At 65.0% G+C, this 17,703-nt stretch carries 18 protein-coding genes; 10 read left to right on the top strand and 8 right to left on the bottom strand.

What is annotated here, in order from left to right; translation table 11 throughout:
• The first annotated feature begins 20 nt into the window (after positions 1-20).
• From H3H51_RS18115 to H3H51_RS18095, 5 genes are all read left to right on the top strand, one after another.
• Positions 21-1,070, top strand: a complete 1,050-nt coding sequence (locus H3H51_RS18115) for an ABC transporter ATP-binding protein (RefSeq protein WP_183090469.1) — start codon at positions 21-23, stop codon at positions 1,068-1,070.
• Positions 1,067-1,978: an ABC transporter permease gene (locus H3H51_RS18110; protein ID WP_183090468.1), complete on the top strand. Its 912-nt coding sequence runs from the start codon at positions 1,067-1,069 to the stop codon at positions 1,976-1,978. The genes H3H51_RS18115 and H3H51_RS18110 overlap by 4 nt, the downstream gene beginning before the upstream one ends.
• A complete protein-coding gene (locus tag H3H51_RS18105) occupies positions 1,975-2,763 on the top strand; it encodes an ABC transporter permease (protein WP_183090467.1) in 789 nt (262 codons plus the stop codon). The genes H3H51_RS18110 and H3H51_RS18105 overlap by 4 nt, the downstream gene beginning before the upstream one ends.
• 29 nt (positions 2,764-2,792) lie before the next feature.
• Complete coding sequence (locus H3H51_RS18100) at positions 2,793-3,836, top strand: ABC transporter substrate-binding protein (RefSeq protein ID WP_183090466.1); 1,044 nt, start codon at positions 2,793-2,795, stop codon at positions 3,834-3,836.
• Between the two features lie 84 nt (positions 3,837-3,920).
• Positions 3,921-4,958, top strand: coding sequence for a histone deacetylase family protein (locus H3H51_RS18095; protein WP_183090465.1), 1,038 nt, complete (start codon positions 3,921-3,923; stop codon positions 4,956-4,958).
• A gap of 186 nt (positions 4,959-5,144) precedes the next feature.
• Here the strand turns inward: H3H51_RS18095 and H3H51_RS18090 are convergent, their stop codons facing one another.
• The 3 genes from H3H51_RS18090 to H3H51_RS18080 all read right to left on the bottom strand — a co-directional run bounded on the left by H3H51_RS18090 (position 5,145) and on the right by H3H51_RS18080 (position 8,578).
• Complete coding sequence (locus tag H3H51_RS18090; RefSeq protein ID WP_183090464.1) at positions 5,145-6,080, bottom strand: SdiA-regulated domain-containing protein; 936 nt, start codon at positions 6,078-6,080, stop codon at positions 5,145-5,147.
• A 119-nt stretch (positions 6,081-6,199) separates the two neighbouring features.
• On the bottom strand, positions 6,200-6,865 hold the full coding sequence (locus H3H51_RS18085; protein WP_183090463.1) for a fumarylacetoacetate hydrolase family protein: 666 nt from the start codon (positions 6,863-6,865) through the stop codon (positions 6,200-6,202).
• A gap of 318 nt (positions 6,866-7,183) precedes the next feature.
• Positions 7,184-8,578 carry an FAD-binding oxidoreductase gene (locus tag H3H51_RS18080; protein ID WP_183090462.1) on the bottom strand — a complete coding sequence of 465 codons (1,395 nt, stop codon included), beginning with the start codon at positions 8,576-8,578 and terminating at the stop codon, positions 7,184-7,186.
• Positions 8,579-8,765: 187 nt separating this feature from the next.
• Between H3H51_RS18080 and serA the strand changes: the two genes are divergently transcribed.
• Positions 8,766-9,995: a phosphoglycerate dehydrogenase gene (gene serA, locus H3H51_RS18075; RefSeq protein ID WP_183090461.1), complete on the top strand. Its 1,230-nt coding sequence runs from the start codon at positions 8,766-8,768 to the stop codon at positions 9,993-9,995.
• 222 nt (positions 9,996-10,217) lie between these two features.
• Here serA and H3H51_RS18070 read toward each other — a convergent pair whose 3' ends face one another.
• The 3 genes from H3H51_RS18070 to H3H51_RS18060 all read right to left on the bottom strand — a co-directional run bounded on the left by H3H51_RS18070 (position 10,218) and on the right by H3H51_RS18060 (position 11,917).
• Positions 10,218-10,580: a DUF4399 domain-containing protein gene (locus H3H51_RS18070; protein WP_235981425.1), complete on the bottom strand. Its 363-nt coding sequence runs from the start codon at positions 10,578-10,580 to the stop codon at positions 10,218-10,220.
• Positions 10,581-10,718: 138 nt separating this feature from the next.
• Positions 10,719-11,213: a DUF523 domain-containing protein gene (locus tag H3H51_RS18065; RefSeq protein WP_183090459.1), complete on the bottom strand. Its 495-nt coding sequence runs from the start codon at positions 11,211-11,213 to the stop codon at positions 10,719-10,721.
• Positions 11,214-11,299: 86 nt separating this feature from the next.
• Positions 11,300-11,917, bottom strand: a complete 618-nt coding sequence (locus H3H51_RS18060) for a 2OG-Fe(II) oxygenase (protein ID WP_407926518.1) — start codon at positions 11,915-11,917, stop codon at positions 11,300-11,302.
• Between the two features lie 70 nt (positions 11,918-11,987).
• On the opposite strand from H3H51_RS18060, the gene H3H51_RS18055 reads away from it, so the two are divergent.
• Entirely contained in the window at positions 11,988-12,719 is a 732-nt protein-coding gene (locus H3H51_RS18055) for a hypothetical protein (protein WP_183090457.1), read from the top strand.
• A gap of 93 nt (positions 12,720-12,812) precedes the next feature.
• Here the strand turns inward: H3H51_RS18055 and H3H51_RS18050 are convergent, their stop codons facing one another.
• Positions 12,813-13,757 (bottom strand): phospholipase BipL, encoded by a 945-nt coding sequence (locus H3H51_RS18050; protein ID WP_183090534.1) that lies wholly within the window; start codon positions 13,755-13,757, stop codon positions 12,813-12,815.
• Between the two features lie 75 nt (positions 13,758-13,832).
• Between H3H51_RS18050 and H3H51_RS18045 the strand changes: the two genes are divergently transcribed.
• Positions 13,833-14,441, top strand: a complete 609-nt coding sequence (locus H3H51_RS18045; RefSeq protein ID WP_183090456.1) for a DUF6436 domain-containing protein — start codon at positions 13,833-13,835, stop codon at positions 14,439-14,441.
• A 117-nt stretch (positions 14,442-14,558) separates the two neighbouring features.
• A complete protein-coding gene (locus H3H51_RS18040; RefSeq protein WP_183090455.1) occupies positions 14,559-16,058 on the top strand; it encodes a methyl-accepting chemotaxis protein in 1,500 nt (499 codons plus the stop codon).
• Here the strand turns inward: H3H51_RS18040 and H3H51_RS18035 are convergent.
• Positions 16,048-16,806 carry an NRDE family protein gene (locus H3H51_RS18035; RefSeq protein ID WP_183090454.1) on the bottom strand — a complete coding sequence of 253 codons (759 nt, stop codon included), beginning with the start codon at positions 16,804-16,806 and terminating at the stop codon, positions 16,048-16,050. The genes H3H51_RS18040 and H3H51_RS18035 overlap by 11 nt on opposite strands.
• A 107-nt stretch (positions 16,807-16,913) precedes the next feature.
• Between H3H51_RS18035 and H3H51_RS18030 the strand changes: the two genes are divergently transcribed.
• Complete coding sequence (locus tag H3H51_RS18030; RefSeq protein ID WP_183090453.1) at positions 16,914-17,696, top strand: sulfite exporter TauE/SafE family protein; 783 nt, start codon at positions 16,914-16,916, stop codon at positions 17,694-17,696.
• Positions 17,697-17,703: the final 7 nt, after the last annotated feature.

Here is a 17,703-nt window from a genome sequence, read left to right as displayed (position 1 = left end):
TGGTTAGAGGTTATTTGCGGATGACTTGCGCGATTTCGATCGAAGCACTGAGCATGGAGTTCGGCGCACCGGGCCAAGGGATGAAGGCCCTCGACGACATCTCCCTGGAGATCGGCGACAACGAGTTCTTCACCCTGCTCGGCCCCTCCGGCTGCGGCAAGACCACCCTGCTGCGGCTGATCGCCGGCTTCGAGCAACCCAGCGCCGGGGTGATTCGCCTGTATGGCGAGCCGATGCAGGAACTGCCGCCGTTCCGCCGCCCGGTCAACACGGTGTTCCAGAGCTATGCGCTGTTCCCGCACATGACGGTGGCGCAGAACATCGGCTTCGGCCTGGAGATGCAGGGCAAGCCCAAGGCCGAGATCGCCGAAACGGTGCGGCGCATGCTCGAGCTGGTGAAGCTACCTGACGTGGGCAACCGCCGCGCCGACCAGCTCTCCGGCGGCCAGCAGCAGCGCATTGCCCTGGCCCGAGCGCTGGCCAGTCGACCACGGGTGCTGTTGCTCGACGAGTCGCTGTCGGCGCTGGACCAGAAGCTGCGCAAGGACATGCAGATCGAACTCAAGCGCCTGCAGGCCGAGACCGGCATCACCTTCATCTTCGTCACCCACGACCAGGAAGAAGCGCTGACCATGAGCGACCGCATCGCGGTGATGAGCAAGGGGCGCATCCTGCAGGTCGGCACGCCCAACGACATCTACGAAAACCCGGCCAACCGCACCGTGGCCGACTTTATCGGCGAGACCAATTTCCTGATCGGTGACCCTTTCAGCGGTGGCGTGCGCCTGGCCGACGGCCAGTTGCTCAGCGTGCCGTGCAGCCAAACCACCCCGGTGACCCTGGCGATCCGCCCGGAGCGCATCAGCCTGAGTGACAGCGGCAACCTGCAGGGCGAAGTGGAGGAGGTGGTGTATATCGGCACCGACACCCTGTACCTGCTCAAGGTCGCCGGCCAGTCCGGTTTCCGCGTGCGCCAGCAGAACCGTTGCGGCGCCCGCGCGCTGCTGGCGCGCGGCAGCAAGGTCGGCATCGAGGTCCCGGTCGACGCCATTCGGGTGCTGGTCGAATGAGCAGCCCACGGGTGCTCGCCGCACGCCGCCAGGTCATGCGCCGGTTGGGGCTGATCAGTCCGGGCATGCTGATGCTCGGCGTGTTCCTGATCGCCCCGCTGTGCATCATGCTGCTGGTGTCGTTCCTCCAGGCCGGCGACTACGGCGGCGTGAAGTGGGGGCAGTATTCGACCGAGGCCTACGTCAGCTTTTTCTACGAGCGTGACTTCGACGACAGCCTGGTGTTCAACACCGACTACCTCAGCATCTTCGAGCGTTCGCTGTGGCTGGCCCTGGGCACTACCGCCGGCTGCCTGCTGATCGGCTTTCCCACGGCGCTGTACCTGGCGCTGCAGACCGAAAAGAAGCGCAACCTGCTGATGCTGCTGGTCACCGTGCCGTTCTGGACCAACCTGCTGGTGCGCGTCTACGCCTGGATCCTGTTGCTGCGCAACGGCGGCCTGGTGGATGGCTTCCTCGGTTTCTTCGGCGTGCCGGAAGGCTCGGTAGGCCTGCTCTACAGCGACTGGGCAGTAATGATCGGCCTGCTCTACACCTTCCTGCCGTTCATGGTGCTGCCGATCTACTCCAGCCTGGAGAAGCTCGACTGGCGCCTGGTGGAGGCGGCCTTCGATCTCGGCGCCAACCGTTTCCAGGCGCTCAAGCGGGTGATCCTGCCGCTGGCCCTGCCGGGCATCCTGGCCGGCACCACCCTGGTGTTCATCCCGGCGCTGGGCAACTACATCATTCCCGAGCTGCTTGGCGGCGGTAAGTCGCTGATGATCGGCAACCTGGTGCAGCTGCAGTTCGGCTCGGCGCACAACTGGCCGCTGGGTTCGGCGCTGGCCTTTGCCCTGTTCAGCCTGGTGCTGCTGGCGCTGCTGTTCAACGGCCTGCGCCAGGGCAAACAGGGCGAGGTGCGTGTATGAACCTGCAAGGCTCGTTGTGGCGCTTTCGCGGCGTGCGGCCGATGGCCTGGCTGTTCTTCGCCTTCCTCTATATCCCGATCATCGTGCTGGTGGTGCTGAGCTTCAACGGCGGCCAGTCGGCGACCCTGTGGGACGGTTTCAGTCTGAAGTGGTACAGCGTGGTGGCTAATGACGCGGAGATCGTCCGCGCGGCGAAGAATTCGCTGATCGTGGCCAGCCTGGCCACGTTGATTTCCACCTGCCTGGCGACCCTGGCGGCGTTGGGTATGCACGGCCCGCGTTTCCGTGGCCAGGGCCTGCTGCAGGGCATTCTCGGTTTGCCGTTGCTGGTGCCGGACATCGTCTGCGCGGTGGCGATCCTGATGTTCTTCGCCTTTATCGGCTTGAAGCTGTCGCTGTTCACCATCCTCATCGCGCACATCGTGTTCTGCACGCCGTTCGCCTACATGCCGATCCGCGCCCGCCTGCAGGGTATGGACCCGCGCCTGCTGGAGGCGGCGGCCGACCTGTACGCCTCGCCGTGGCGGGCGTTCTGGAAGATCAGCTTCCCGCTGCTGATGCCGGGGATTCTCTCGGGCGCGATGCTGGCCTTCATCATCTCGATGGACGACTTCGTCATCACCTACTTCGTCGCCGGGGCCGGTTCGACCACCCTGCCGATCTACATCTTCAGCTCTATCCGCATGGGCATTTCGCCGAAGATCAACGCGATTTCCTCGATCATCCTCGTTCTATCGATTCTGTTTGTCGTTCTGTCGTACTACCTCGGCCAGCGTAAGCGCTGAGCCCCACAACAATCGCAAGGAGCCTGACCATGATCCGTCGTACCCCGCTCGCGCTTTCCGTTGTGCTCGCCATGGGCCTGTCCGGTGCCGCCCAGGCCGCCGGCAGCCTGAACTTCGCCAACTGGTCGGACTACTACCCACCGGAGCTGCTGAAGAAGTTCGAGGCCGATACCGGCATCAAGGCCACCCTCGACGCCTATGACTCCAACGAAACCCTGCTGGCCAAGCTCAAGGCCGGTGGCGGCAACTACGACGTGGTGGTGCCGTCGGACAGCTTCATCCAGATCATGGTGCAGGAGGACCTGCTGCAGAAGTTCGACAAGAGCAAGCTGCCGAACCTGGCGAACATCGCGCCGACCTTCCAGAAACTCGACTATGACCTGGGCCACGACTACAGCGTGCCGTACCTGTGGGGCACTACTGGCTACAGCTACGACAGCGCCCAGGTGCCGGGCGGCAAGCTGGAGGAAAGCTGGAAATCCTTCTTCGAGCCGCCAGCCGAGCTGAAGGGCAAGGTGGTGGCGCTCAACTCCATGGACGACCTGTTCCCGCCGGCGGCCTTCTACCTGGGTATCGACCGCTGCACCGAAGACCCGCAGGACATGAAAAAGGTGATGGAGCTGCTGCTCAAGCAGAAACCCATGCTGGCGATGTACAACAGTGACGGCACCATCGAACGCATGGCCGCCGGTGAAGTGGGCATGCACCAGCAGTGGAACGGCGCTTTCCACCGCGCCAAGGAACAGCGCGCGTCACTGACCTACGTCTATCCGAAGGAAGGTATCTCCACCTTCATCGACAACTTCGTGATCCCCAAAGGCGCCACCCACGTGGCCGAGGCGCATGTGTTCATCAACTGGATGATGCAGCCGGAGAACATTGCCGCCGCCTCCAACTTCGCCAAGTACAACAACACCATCGCCGGCTCCGAGAAATTCATGGAGAAGGCGCTGTTCGATGACCCGGCGATCAACACCCCGGCCGACAAGCTCGACCGCCTGCGTCCGTTCAAGCTCTGCTCGCCGAAGTCCCTGTCGCTGCGGAGCAAGGTCTGGACCAAGCTCAAGAAGTAAGCCTGGCCAGCGGCAGGCGCCACCTGCGCGCCTGTCCTTTTACCCTGTCTATCACGGACTCTGCCTGGGTCCGGGGAGCCTTTTATGCTGACGATTTATAGCGACGACCATCACCTGCACCACGGCAAGTTTGAACTGATCGATGGCCAGCTCACCCCCTGCTTCGAGAAGCCCAGCCGCGCCGACATGGTCCTGGCCCGCGCCAAGGCGGTGAACCTGGGTGCTGTCGCGGCGCCGCGCGAGTTCGGCATGGCGCCGATCCTGCGGGTGCATGACGAAGGCTTCGTGCATTTCCTCAAGGGTGCTTGGGCCGAATGGCAGGCCATGGGCCGTGACTACGACATGCTGCCGTTTACCTGGCCCAACCGCCGCCTGCGCCAGACCATTCCGGACTGCCTCGATGGGCGCTTCGGCTACTACAGCTTCGATGCCGGGGTGCCGATCACCGCGGGCACCTGGCAGGCGGTGAGCAGCTCGGTGAACGTGGCCATGACCGGCCAGGCCGAACTGGCCAAGGGCGCGCGCGGGGTGTTCTCGCTGTGCCGCCCGCCAGGCCACCATGCCGCTGCGGATTACATGGGCGGCTACTGCTACTTCAACAACGCCGCCATCGCCGCCCAGGCCTGCCTCGACCAGGGCGCCAGCCGGGTGGCCATCCTCGACGTGGATTACCACCACGGCAACGGCACCCAGGACATCTTCTTCGACCGCGCCGACGTGCTGTTCACCTCGATCCACGGTGACCCGCGCTTCGAGTACCCGTTCTTCCTCGGCTATGCCGACGAGAAGGGCGTAGGGGTGGGTGAGGGCTTCAACTTCAACTACCCGCTGGCCGCTGGTAGCGACTGGTCGGCCTGGAGTCTGGCCCTGGCGGCTGCTTGCCGGCAGATCGACGCTTACGGCCCGGACGTGCTGATCGTCTCGCTGGGCGTGGACACCTTCAAGGAAGACCCGATCTCGCAGTTCAAGCTCGACAGCCCGGATTACCTGCGCATGGGCGAGATCATCGGCAAGCTCGGCTTGCAGACCCTGTTCGTCATGGAGGGGGGCTATGCGGTGGAGGAGATCGGCATCAATGCGATCAACGTGCTGCAGGGCTTTGACAGCGTGACAGCGGTCTGACTGTAGGGCGGGTGCAACCCGCGCCAGGCGCCGCAGAACCGCGGGTTTCACCCGCCCTACGGCCTGCCTGGCGGTAACTAAGCGCAACCCGCTTGGGCGCAGGTTGCGATTGGCTTTTGTAGGAGCCAGCTTGCTGGCGATGCTCTTCCGGCAGCGTGATCGCCAGCCAGTTGGCTCCTACAAGCGTCAGCCTTCTTCCGGAACGACCGGCGCTACGGCGCTTTTATGGAACACGTAGAACAGGTTGGGCTCGCTGACCACATAGATGTTGCCGGCCTCATCCATGGCCACGCCTTCGGCGCGCGGGATGCGTTTATCCAGGCCGTTCAGGCCGCCCAGCAGGCTGATGAAGCTCAGCGGCTGGCCACGGTCATCCAGTTCCAGCAGCAGGTTGGACTGCGCCGACAGCACCAGAATGTGCCCGGTGCGCGGGTCGACGGTGAGCGCCGACAGGTTGCGCAGGCCCAGTGCGTAGTCGGGCAATGGCAGCAGGGTGTCACTCAGCAGGCTGTCGCCATTGCTGGCCAGGCTGAACATGGCAGTCGGATTACGCTCCTTGCCCAGCAGCAGGCGCTGCTGGCTTGGGTCCCAGGCGATGCCTTCGAAGCCCTTGTTGCCGCCGTCCGGGAAGCCCAGGTCGAAAGGCTTGCCGTCGGCCAGGTCGAGTTCGCGGGTCAGCGGGTTCAGCTCGAAGATGCTCAGGTTACGCCGCCGCTCATCGATTACCGCGACGTTGCCGTTTTCCAGCACGGCCACCCCTTCCGGGTTGGAAAAGCCTTTCAGCTCGATGCGTCGCAGCACCTCGCCGTCACGGCTGATTTCCACCAGCAGGGGCTTCTTGCCGGTGACGGTGAACAGCGTGCCGGTAACCGGGTTGTACGCCAGGTCGGAGGTTTCGTCGTTTTCCAGGCCGGCCAGCGGCTTGCCCTGCAGGGTCGCCTTGTAGCCGGGCAGCCAGATGCTGGCGGCGCGTTCGTCCTGGGTCTGGCGGTACTCGCTGAGCCAGAGCTCGGTGCGATCATCCAGGTGCAGGAGCTTGACGACCGTGGCGGAGGTGGCCAGTGCGCCGATCAGTGCCAGGGTTAGCCAGCTGCGGCGTGGAAGGGGGCGACGGGTGAACATCGATGACTGCTCATTTTATCGAGCGTCACAGGCTACTCGATAGACATGAAATATCTGTGAAATGGCAGTGAAGGAAATGTCCCCACTCCTCCTCTTCCGTAGGGGGAGTGGGGAATGTATCACAGCACTCGACTGGCGAAGCTTTCCTGGCCGCCCAGAGCAATTTCCAGGCTGTCGCCACTGACCAACGGTCCTACACCGGCCGGGGTGCCGGTGGAAATCACGTCGCCCGCTTGCAGGCTGAAGTGCCCGGCGATGTGCTGGATCAGGGCGATGATCGGGTTGAGCATGGCGCTGCTGTTGCCGTCCTGGCGCACTTCACCGTTGATCGTCAGGCGGATGGCGATATCGGTCAGGTCGGCATAGGTATCGCCGGCGACGAATGGCGCCAGCACGTAGGCGCCGTCGAACGACTTGGACAGCTCCCACGGCAGGCCCTTTTCCTTGAGCTTGGCCTGTACGTCGCGCAGGGTCAGGTCGAGCGCCGGGGCGAAGCCGGAGATGGCGTCGCGCACTTCTTCGATGGACGGCTTCTTCGACAGCGGCTTGCCGATCAGCACGGCGATTTCCGCCTCGTAGTGCACCACGCCGCGATCCAGCGGGATGGCGAAGCTGTCGTTCAGTGGCACGGTGCAGCTACCCGGCTTGATGAACAGCAGTGGCTCGCTGGGGATCGGGTTGTTCAGCTCGGCGGCGTGCTCGGCGTAGTTGCGGCCGACGCAGACCACTTTACCGAGCGGGAAGTGGATCGGCGTGCCGTCGATGTAGTGGTGCTGGTAGCTCATGGCGAATCCTTGGGTTCAGATCGGGATAGCGCCCGGCGTGGGTGGGCCGGGCGGTGCGGGGCTAACAGTAGCAAGTCCTCGGCGGCGGCCCTATGGGTGTGAACCCCAATGCCGCCGAGCTCAGAGGCCCTAGGATCTTTTGAGCTAGAGCCAGGCACGGCGCAACGACCAACGGGAGTAACAGCCGTAGGCTGGCCCGAAGGGTGAGCGCCAGCGAGTAAATTGGGCGAGGACGCGGAGTTTACGAGGTGTAAATGAGCAGTCCGAGCCCGATTTCAACGCGGCATGGCCGACGATCAAAAGATCCGTGACCAATTCTCAGACTGGGAAGATCTTGCCCGGGTTCATGATCCCGTTCGGGTCGAACACCGCCTTAATGGCCTTCATGTAGGCGATTTCCGCTTCCGAGCGGCTGTAGCTCAGGTAGTCGCGTTTGGTCATGCCCACGCCGTGCTCGGCGCTGATCGAGCCGTTGTACTTCTGCACGGTCTCGAACACCCACTTGTTGACGATGGCGCACTTGGCGAAGAACTCGTCCTTGCTCAGCGCGTCGGGCTTGAGGATGTTCAGGTGCAGGTTGCCGTCGCCGATGTGGCCGAACCAGATCACTTCGAAGTCCGGGTAGTTTTCCCCGACGATACGGTCGATATCGTGGAGGAAGGCCGGTACTTTGCCGACGGTGACCGAGATGTCGTTCTTGTACGGCGTCCAGTGGCTGATGGTCTCGGAGATGTACTCGCGCAGCTTCCACAGGTTCTGCAGCTGCTGCTCGCTCTGGCTCATCACGCCGTCCACTACCCAGCCCTGCTCGACGCAATGCTCGAAGGTGGCCAGGGCCTGTTCGGCGACTTCCTCGGTGGTGGCCTCGAATTCCAGCAGGGCATAGAACGGGCAGTCGGTGTCGAACGCCGGCGGCACGTCGCCACGGGCCATGATCTTGGCCAGGGCCTTGTCGGAGAAGAATTCGAAGGCGGTCAGGTCGAGCTTGTTCTGGAAGGCGTGCAGCACCGGCATGATCGAGTCGAAGTCCGGGGTGCCGAGGACCATCGCAGTGAGGTTCTTCGGCGCGCGTTCCAGGCGCATGGTGGCTTCGACCACGAAGCCCAGGGTGCCTTCGGCGCCGATGAACAGCTGGCGCATGTCATAGCCGGTGGCGTTCTTGATCAGGTCGCGGTTCAGCTCCAGCAGTTCGCCGGTGCCGGTGACGACCTTCAGGCCGGCCACCCAGTTGCGGGTCATTCCGTAGCGAATGACCTTGATCCCGCCGGCATTGGTGCCGATATTGCCGCCAAGTTGGCTGGAACCAGCGGAAGCGAAGTCCACCGGGTAGTACAGGCCCTTGTCTTCGGCGAACAGCTGCAGCTGCTTGGTCACCACGCCCGGCTGGCAGACCACGGTGCGGTCGAATTCGTTGAATTCGACGATCTGGTTCATGTAGTCGAAAGCCACCACCACTTCGCCATTGGCGGCGACGGCGGCGGCGGAGAGGCCGGTGCGGCCGCCCGACGGCACCAGGGCGATCTTGTGCTCATTGGCCCAACGGACGATGGCCTGCACCTGTTCGGTAGTCTTGGGGAACACGATGGCGCTGGGCGCAGGGGCGAAATGTTTGGTCCAGTCCTTGCCGTAGGCATTGAGGGAGTCGGCATCGGTGAGCACCTTGCCGGGCTCGACCAGGGTCTTCAGCACTTCAATCAGGGCAGGATTGGTCATCTGGGGAACTCTCAAACAATTCATGGTCACCCTGAGCACGCTTCATCGGCCAGGGGTGGGTGTTTCGCGGGGCTCGTATGCTAGCATACGCCCCCCGCTAATCGTGCCCCCGGGCCGGTTGTGCGGCGCGCGCAGCACCGCCGCTGGCGCTTTCCCTGACACTATTTGTGGGACAACAGGTACTCCGATGAGCAAGACCTCTCTCGACAAGAGCAAGATCAAGTTCCTTCTGCTGGAAGGCGTGCACCAGAATGCCGTCGACACGCTGAAGGCCGCCGGCTACAGCAACATCGAGTACCTCAAAGGCGCGCTGTCCGACGACGAACTGAAAGAAAAGATCGCCGACGCCCACTTCATCGGCATCCGCTCGCGCACCCAGCTGACCGCCGAGGTCTTCGACTGCGCCAAGCGCCTGGTCGCTGTCGGCTGTTTCTGCATCGGTACCAACCAGGTTGACCTGAATGCAGCCCGCGAGCGCGGCATCGCCGTGTTCAACGCGCCGTTCTCCAACACCCGCTCGGTGGCCGAGCTGGTGCTGGCCCAGGCCATCCTGCTGCTGCGCGGCATCCCGGAGAAGAACGCTTCCTGCCACCGTGGTGGCTGGATCAAGTCGGCGGCCAACTCCTTCGAAATCCGCGGCAAGAAGCTGGGTATCGTCGGCTACGGCTCGATCGGCACCCAGCTCTCGGTACTCGCCGAAGCCCTGGGCATGCAGGTGTTCTTCTACGACGTGGTGACCAAGCTGCCGCTGGGCAACGCCACCCAGATCGGCAACCTGCATGACCTGCTGGGCATGGCCGATATCGTTTCCCTGCACGTGCCTGAGCTGCCGTCCACCCAGTGGATGATCGGCGAGAAGGAAATCCGCGCCATGAAGAAGGGCGGCATCCTGATCAACGCCGCCCGTGGCACCGTGGTCGAGCTGGACCACCTGGCCAACGCGATCAAGGACGAGCACCTGATCGGCGCTGCCATCGACGTGTTCCCGGTCGAGCCCAAGTCCAACGACGAAGAGTTCGAGAGCCCGCTGCGTGGCCTGGATCGCGTGATCCTGACTCCGCACATCGGTGGTTCCACCGCCGAAGCCCAGGCCAACATCGGCCTGGAAGTGGCCGAGAAGCTGGTCAAGTACAGCGACAACGGCACCTCGGTTTCGTCGGTCAACTTCCCGGAAGTCGCCCTGCCGGCGCACCCGGGCAAGCATCGCCTGCTGCACATCCACGAGAACGTGCCGGGCGTGATGAGCGAGATCAACAAGGTGTTCGCCGACAATGGCATCAACATCTCCGGCCAGTTCCTGCAGACCAACGAAAAGGTCGGCTACGTGGTGATCGACGTCGACGCCGAGTACTCGGACCTGGCGCTCGAGAAGCTGCAGCACGTCACCGGCACCATCCGCAGCCGCGTTCTGTTCTAAGGCGCAGCTGCAATGAAAAAGGGAGGCTTCGGCCTCCCTTTTTCGTTTCAATGGCGCTCATGGCGTTTTGTAGGGTGGACAACGCGAAGCTTGTCCACCGCAGTTTCCCGGCAGCTCATCGCTCGGGGTGAGCCACCATCGGTGGAAAACGCTTCGCGGTTTTCCACCCTACGGATTGCGTAGCAAACATCAGCTCAGGCACACGGTGCGAGCCATCGCGCTTTACTTCACCGTGATCTCGATCTTCTTGGAGATCACCGGCGGGTCCAGCGGCACGTGGTTCTTGTCGCCAACCAGTAGCTGCAAGGTGTGCTTGCCGGGTTGCAGGGTCACTTCGGTTTCGGTCTGGCCCTTGCCGAAGTGGCGAATCTGATCGGTCATTGGCAGCGGCGCATCCATGGCCGGCAGCACGCTGCCATCCACCAGCAGGTGATGGTGGCCGGTGGCGGGCATGTCGACGCCAGCGGGCGCCACGCCCATGCCCTTGAGGCCGAATTTGACGGTGAAGGTCTGGCTGACCGTGGCGCCGTCCGCCGGCTCGATGAAGTACACCTCGGCGCCGTCCGGGGCTGCCGTGCGTGGCATTTCCGCCAGGGCGGCGAGCGGGGTGATACAGAACAGGGTGGCGAGGGCGAGAGGGCGGAAAGCAGTCATGGGATGTTCCTTTCGAAGATGTCCAGCACTGACCTTAGGTGACGCGTCGGGTTCCGTAGTGCGGGCCGATCAGTTGCCTTGCTCCAGGCGCGCCAGTTCGGCAGCCGCTTCGCTCAATTGCTGTTCGTTGAACACCTGTACGCCGTTACGGCGCAGCAGGGCGGCGGTAACCCCCTCACCTTCGACCAGGTTGCCGCTGAAGCTGCCGTCGTAGTTGTGGCTGTTGCCGCAGGAAGGGCTGCGCGCCTTGAGCACGGCGACCCGCAGGCCATGCTGCCGGACCAGGCGCAAGGCGATTTCGGCGCCGGCGACAAAGGCTGCGGTGACGTCCTCGCCGAGATCGGTCAGCACCGGCTGGTTGCCATCGAGCACGTTGCTGCCCTGGCCGCCGGGGATTTCCGCTGGCGGGCGTGGCGTCGGCAGGCCGCCGGCAACTTCCGGGCACAGGGCGACGATGCGGCCCTCATCCTGCCAGTGCTGCAGCAGATCGTACGGGCCGTGGGCGCCGCCGTCGTAGCGCACCTTGTGGCCAAGCAGGCAGCGGCTAACCAGTAGTTTTTCCACAACCTCTCCTTTTCCATGCGCTTTGCGTAGGGCGGGTGCAACCCGCGTGGCCCCGCAGCTGGTTGCACCCGCCCTACGAGAATGCCTTAACGGCGACGAAACCAGCCGGCCAGTGACAGGCGCTCGCGGGTCGCCGGCAGCACTTCATGGGGCAGTTCGGCGGACATGAACAGCACCAGGCTGCAGGCATGTGGCAACACATCCCGTTCCGCGGCGTCGTGCGGGTAGAGGCGCAGGGCGCCACCGTGCTCGCTGTGCCAGTCGCTGTTGAGGTAGTACACCGCGGACACGCAGCGGTGGTCGTCGTCGCGAAAGCGGTCCAGGTGCTTCTTGTAGAAGGCGCCAGGTGGATACAGGGCGAAGTGGCTTTCGTAGTCCTCCAGGCCCAGGTACAGCGCCTGGTTGAGGGCCTGGCGCAGCTCGTCCATGGCCGCCAGGTACTGGTCGCAGGCGCTGCTCTGCCCGGCTTCGAGCCACTGGATACGGTCGCCGCGGATGCCTTCGCGCACCGCCACGGCCTGGCTGCGGCCGACTCCGGCCGGCGTCAGGGCGCCGCTGTCGGCGCGCGCACGGCACTCTTGCGCCAGTTCATGGGTCAGAGGCTCAGGCAGGAAGTTGTCCTGCTGCGACCAGCCCTGGGTGGCCAGGTCGTCGATGATCTGCGGCAGCAGGTGCCGGTAGTTGTGCGTGTGCATGGGGCGGATTCTACCAGCGCCGCGCCTCGACAAGGTTGCCGGGCACCCCGACAATAGCCGCGCCAGACAGGAGTTCCCCATGCGCGTCGTTCTAGCTTGTTTCATGCTGCTGTGCAGCTTCACTGCCGTTGCCGATGACTACCAGCGCCTGTTCCAGGCCGCCGGGTGGCCGCAGCAGCTCACGCATTTCAGCGAGGCTCTGAACAGCGCCCAGCAGCGCTACAGCAAGACGCTGCCGCCGGCGGTGTACCAGGCACTGGTGGACAACAGCAACCGCCGCTTCGAGCCGCAGGCCATGCAGCAGCGCAGCCAGGCGGCGCTGAGCACGCAGCTGGCCAATCCGGCGCCGGCCCTGCAGTTCTTCGAGTCGCCCCTGGGGCGCAAGGTGGCCGCGGCCGAAACCCTAGCCACCAGCCGCGCGCAATTGCTGCAACACGCCAATGGCTTGCCGCGGGTCGAGGCCAGCGCCACTCGCCGCCTGCAGATCCGCCATCTGGCCCAGACCCTGCCCGCCAAGGAAGCCGGTGCCGAAGTCAGCCTGGCCCTGGCCGGTGTGGCAGCCGACAGCCTCAGCCAGATGGTCCCCGGCCTGTTCGGCGGCGAGCAGGCCCAAGCGCTGGTGCAGGGCCAGCGTGAGCGGCTGATGAAGGAAATCGACGCAGACATCGACAACACCCTGCTGCATGTCTACCGCGAGCTGTCCGATCCGGAGCTGGAAGAGTTCACCACCTTCGCCGAGTCCGCCGACGGCAAGGCCTACTACCAGGCCGCTCTGGCATCGCTGCGTGCCGGGTTGGCAGTGGCGCAATAAGCGCTGCGTTGTGCTTTGTGTAGGAGCCAGCTTGCTGGCGATGCTTTTCCCGGGCAGTCGGATCGCCAGCAAGCGGGCTCCTACAGCACTCGACTACTTGAGCCGTTCGCTGAGAAAGGCGAAGTAGCGACTGCGGATCGCCTCGCTCTCGTTGGCCAGATGATGCTTGGCGCCTGGCAGATGCAGGACTTCCGGCTGGTCGAACTTGGCCTGCAGCACCTTCAGGTTGTGCTGCCAATCCACCGTCATATCGGCATCGCCCTGCACGATCAGCGGCCGTAGCGGGCTGCGTTTGGCGGCCTCGATGCGCGGAATCCACTTGGCCAGGGCGCCAACCCAGGCGGTTGGCAGGCTGCGCGGTTGCAGCGGATCGCGGTGCTGAACGAAGTCGAGAAAGTCCCCATCGCCCGAATTGGCCGAGAAGCGCCGCGGGATTTCCGCCTTGAACGGGCTGAGCAGGTGGTAGCTGAGCTTGGACAGGCCCCAGGCGCGCGGGCGCACCAGCGGCGCCAGGAGGATCACCGTACCGGGCTCCGGGCGGGGCGTGCCGGTCAGCAGGAAGTCGATCAGGATCGCGCCACCGGTGCTCTGCCCGCACAGGTGCCAGGGTTGTGGCAGGTCCAGGCTGCTGGCCTCGTCGAACAGGCCGAGTAAGGTGCGCTGGTAGGTGGCGAAGTCATCGATGCTGGCCCGTGGCCCGGCAGACAGGCCGTGGCCCGGCAAGTCGCAGGCGAGCACGGCGAGGTTCTCGCCCAGGGCCCAGTCGATCACATGGCGGTACAGGCCCATGTGGTCGTAATAACCGTGCAGCAGGATCAGCGTGGCCTTGGGCTCGGCCGGCTGCCACAGCTGGCTGGCGATGCGCACGCCGTCCTGTTCGAAGCAGCCCAGGCGGCTGCGCAACCCCGGATGCCGGGCGGCCAGGTCGAGGCCGTAATAGCGCTGGTAGGCCAGTTGCTCGGCGCTGGGCGGCAGGTTGTCTGCGGCCAGTGGTCGCAGCGCGGCGCGCAGGCTGTCGGGCTGGAAGGGCTCTGGCATCAGGCTTGGCATGGCAGTCATCGGGCGGGCTCGCAAGGGCGACAATGTTGCCGATATTCAGCTGCGCGGGCTGGCATGGCAAGCTATGCACCCGCAACCCGACTGCCTGCCATGCCTGCTTCGCGCCGCAAGACCCTGCTCGCCTGCCTGCTCGCCATCCTCTGGCTGGGCGCAATGCTGGCCGCCTTCTGGTGGTTCGAGGTGCGCTATATCCGCCCGTTCGCCGACCAGACCACGCTGTTCAGTGGTACCGAGCTGCGCTTGCCGGCGGAGCTGGCCGGGCCGGGGCCGATCCGCGTGGTGCATTTCTGGGACCCGGCCTGCCCGTGCAATGTCGGCAACCAGCAGCACCTCGGCGAACTGCTGAACACCTTTGCACCACGCGGCGTCGAGTTCTATGCGGTGCAGAAGGCCGGCAGCCACGGCCGCTTGCCGGACAACCTGCAGGCACTCAAGCCGCTGGCCAGCCTGCCCGGCAGCGACGGTTTGCCGGCCAGTCCGGCGGTGGCGATCTGGGACCAACAGGGCCGCCTGGCCTACTTCGGTCCCTACAGCGAAGGCGCCCTGTGCACCTCCAGCAACAGCTTCATCGAGCCGATCCTCGAAGCCCTGGCCGCCGGCCGAGCGGTGCGCGCGGACAGCAACCTGGCGGTCGGCTGCTTCTGCCCGTGGAGCGGCGACTGACCCTTGCGGGATCTAGACTGAGGTGAGTCTGCGCTAATCAAATCCTGTACAGGATTTTGCTTGTGTATAAGATATGGCTCACTCACGGCTCAGGACGAGCGCTGCCGGATGTTTCCCATGAGCAGTCACGCATTCAGTCTCGACGCGCATTACCGCAAAGCCGACCGCATCATGCTCGGCGTCCTCTGGTTGATGTTTCTCTACTCCCTGGGGCTGGCCGCCTGGCATGGCACCTGGGGCCAGGCGCTGCTGGTCGGCGGCGTCACGGTCCTGGCGCTGAGCGCGTTGAATGCCCTGGTGCCGGGGCGGCGGCTGATGCGTTGCTGCATGGCCGCGGCCTTCATGGTCATGTCGGCGCTGCATATCAATCAAAGTGGCGGGGTGCTGGAAATGCACTTCGGCATCTTCGTGCTGCTGGCCTTCCTGGTCTATTACCGCGACTGGTTGCCGATCGTGGTGGCGGCGGCGGTGATCGCCGTGCACCACCTGGCCTTCTTCGCCCTGCAGCAACAGGGCGTGGGTGTGCACGTGGTGCCACACGGCAGCTGGCCGATCATCTTCCTGCACGCCTTCTACGTGGTGCTAGAGAGCGCCATCCTCATCTACCTGGCGCGCCAGGCCTATGCCGAGGCGCGTGAGGGCGAGGCGCTGATGCAGGTGATTACTGCTCTGACAGCCGAGGAGGCGCGCATTGACCTGCGCCTGCGGAGCCAGGACAGCGGCGCGGTGACGCAGCGTTTCAACCGCTTTCTGGCCCAGCTGGAGGAGATGGTCGGCGAGGTGGTGGGTGATACCCAGGGCCTGGCCGCGACCGGCGAGAGCCTGGCACGGGCCACCCGCCAGCTGCGCGAGGGCTCCGGCAAGCAGCTCGGCGAGATTTCCTACATGGCGGGTGCGATGCAGGAAATGAGTGTGGCCATCGACGAGGTAGCCGGTCATGCCCAGCAGGCCGCCCATGCCACCCAGGCAGCTACCGAGAAGGCGGCCGAGGGGCGCGCGGCGGTGGCCCAGAGCGCTGCCGAGATCAACCGCCTGGCCGAACGCATCGACGGCACCGACCGCGAAGTGCAGTCGCTGGCCGAGCAGGCGCAGCAGATCGGCCGGGTGCTGGAGGTGATCCGTGCGATTGCCGAGCAGACCAACCTGCTGGCTCTCAACGCTGCCATCGAGGCGGCTCGCGCTGGTGATCAGGGCCGGGGCTTTGCCGTGGTCGCCGACGAGGTGCGCAACCTCGCGCAGAAGACCGCCGCCTCCACGGCGGAAATTCAGGACATCATCGCCCGCCTGCAACACAGCAGTCGCCAGGCCGCCAGCGCCATGCAGGACAGCCAGCAGGGCGTGGTGCGCTGCGTCGAGGACAGCCGCCGGGCCGGCGAGCTGCTGCTGGCGATCGTCGGGGAGATCGAGGCGGTGAGCCAGATGAGCGGGCTGATTGCCGCGGCAACCAACGAGCAGGCGAGCAGCAGTGCGGAGGTCAGCGAGCACCTGAGCGGCGTGCAGCAGGTGGCGGAGCAGAATGCCGAGGATGCCGGCGTGCTGGATGGCGACAGCCTGCGCCTGCGCGAACTGGCCGGGCGCTTGGGCCGGCTCAGCGCGCGCTTCGCCGTCAGCGGTTAGCCAGCAGCCGGACGGCGACTTCTCCAGTGGCCTGGCCATCCGTGCCGTAGCTGCGTTCGATCAGTTCCACTTGGCCGTCGGCGCCCAGCAGCAGCGCACTGCTGGCGCAGGTGCCGTAGCCGGGGCCGACGATGAAGATGCTCGACAGCAGCAGCTCCCAATCCAGGCCAATGCCGGTGTCTGGCAGCAGCACGCGGGGCGGCTGGCTGCGGTCGCGCAGCAGTTCCAGCAGGTTGTCTGGTTGCGGGTCATCGAGGGTGCCGGCCAGTGCGGCGGTGGCGCGCAGCAGCTTGGGCCAGGGCGTGTCCAGGTCGGCATTCGACAGGCCGTAGAGGCCGGCCTCCAGCTGGCGCGGCTGGCTGCTATCGGAGTTGAAGCAGTACAGCGTCTCGCGGTCGCCGAGCAGCAGGTTGAAGCCGCTGTACTGCTCCAGTCGCTCACAGACCTGGCCCAGGTAATCCTCCGCGCTCAGCTCACCGCGCAGAAAATCCACCACCAGCTCGCCACGCGAGCGCGGGCCTTGGGCCTGGCGTGGGTCGCGGATATTGGTCAGGGCGGCGAAGCGCCCGGCGGCATTCACTCCGAGCCAGGTGCCACCGGCCTGCAGGTCGCGCCCGGCGTACAGTCCGGGTGCGTCGGGCCATTCGGCCAGGGCCTGGCTGGGGCGGTGGTAGAACTCGTCACGGTTGGCGGCCAGCACCAGTGGCTGCGGATGGCCGGGGCGCCAGGCGAAGACGATCAGACACATGGAGACACATCCTGTGTAGGGTCCGTCGAGCCTACTGCATCCGTCGCCGCAAGTGGAGGCCGGGGGCGCCATCCGTTACCATGCCGGCTTCGTTTGCGGGGGTGTGGATGGAATTTCTGCTCTATCTGGTGCTGGGCGCGGCGGCCGGCGTGCTGGCCGGGCTGTTCGGCGTAGGTGGCGGCATCATCATCGTGCCGGTGCTGGTATTCAGCTTCACCGCCCAGGGTTTTGACCAGTCGATCCTCACCCACCTGGCGGTCGGTACGTCGCTGGCCACCATCATCTTCACCTCGATCAACTCAGTGCTGGAACACCAGCGCAAGGGTGCGGTGCGCTGGCCAATCTTCGCCTGGATGGCCGTCGGCATTCTCCTCGGCGCCGGATTGGGTGCGCTCACCGCCGCGTCGATCCAGGGCCCGCTGCTGCAGAAGATCATCGGCGTGTTCGCCATCGTCATCGCCGTGCAGATGGGCCTGGGTTTGAAACCCAAGGCCAGTCGCGGTGTCCCAGGCAAGCCCGGGCTGACCCTGGCCGGCGTGGTGATCGGTTGGGCCTCGGCGATCTTCGGTATTGGCGGCGGTTCGCTGACCGTGCCGTTCCTCACCTGGCGCAGCGTGCCGATGCAGCAAGCGGTGGCTACATCCTCGGCCTGCGGCCTGCCGATTGCGGCGGCCAGCGCCCTGAGTTTCATGCTGCTCGGCTGGCACGAGGCGCATCTGCCGCCGTGGAGCCTGGGCTTCGTGTACCTGCCGGCGATGGTCGGTATTGCCATCACCAGTATGTTTTTTGCCCGCTTCGGCGCGCGCCTCGCGCACCGTCTGCCGGCCCATGTGTTGAAACGTCTGTTCGCCCTGCTGCTGCTTTGCGTGGGCGTGAGCTTCCTCATCTAAGGAGTCG

This window comes from Aquipseudomonas ullengensis (assembly GCF_014174475.1).
Taxonomy (GTDB): domain Bacteria; phylum Pseudomonadota; class Gammaproteobacteria; order Pseudomonadales; family Pseudomonadaceae; genus Aquipseudomonas; species Aquipseudomonas ullengensis.
This window is presented reverse-complemented; position numbering and strand designations above follow the sequence as displayed.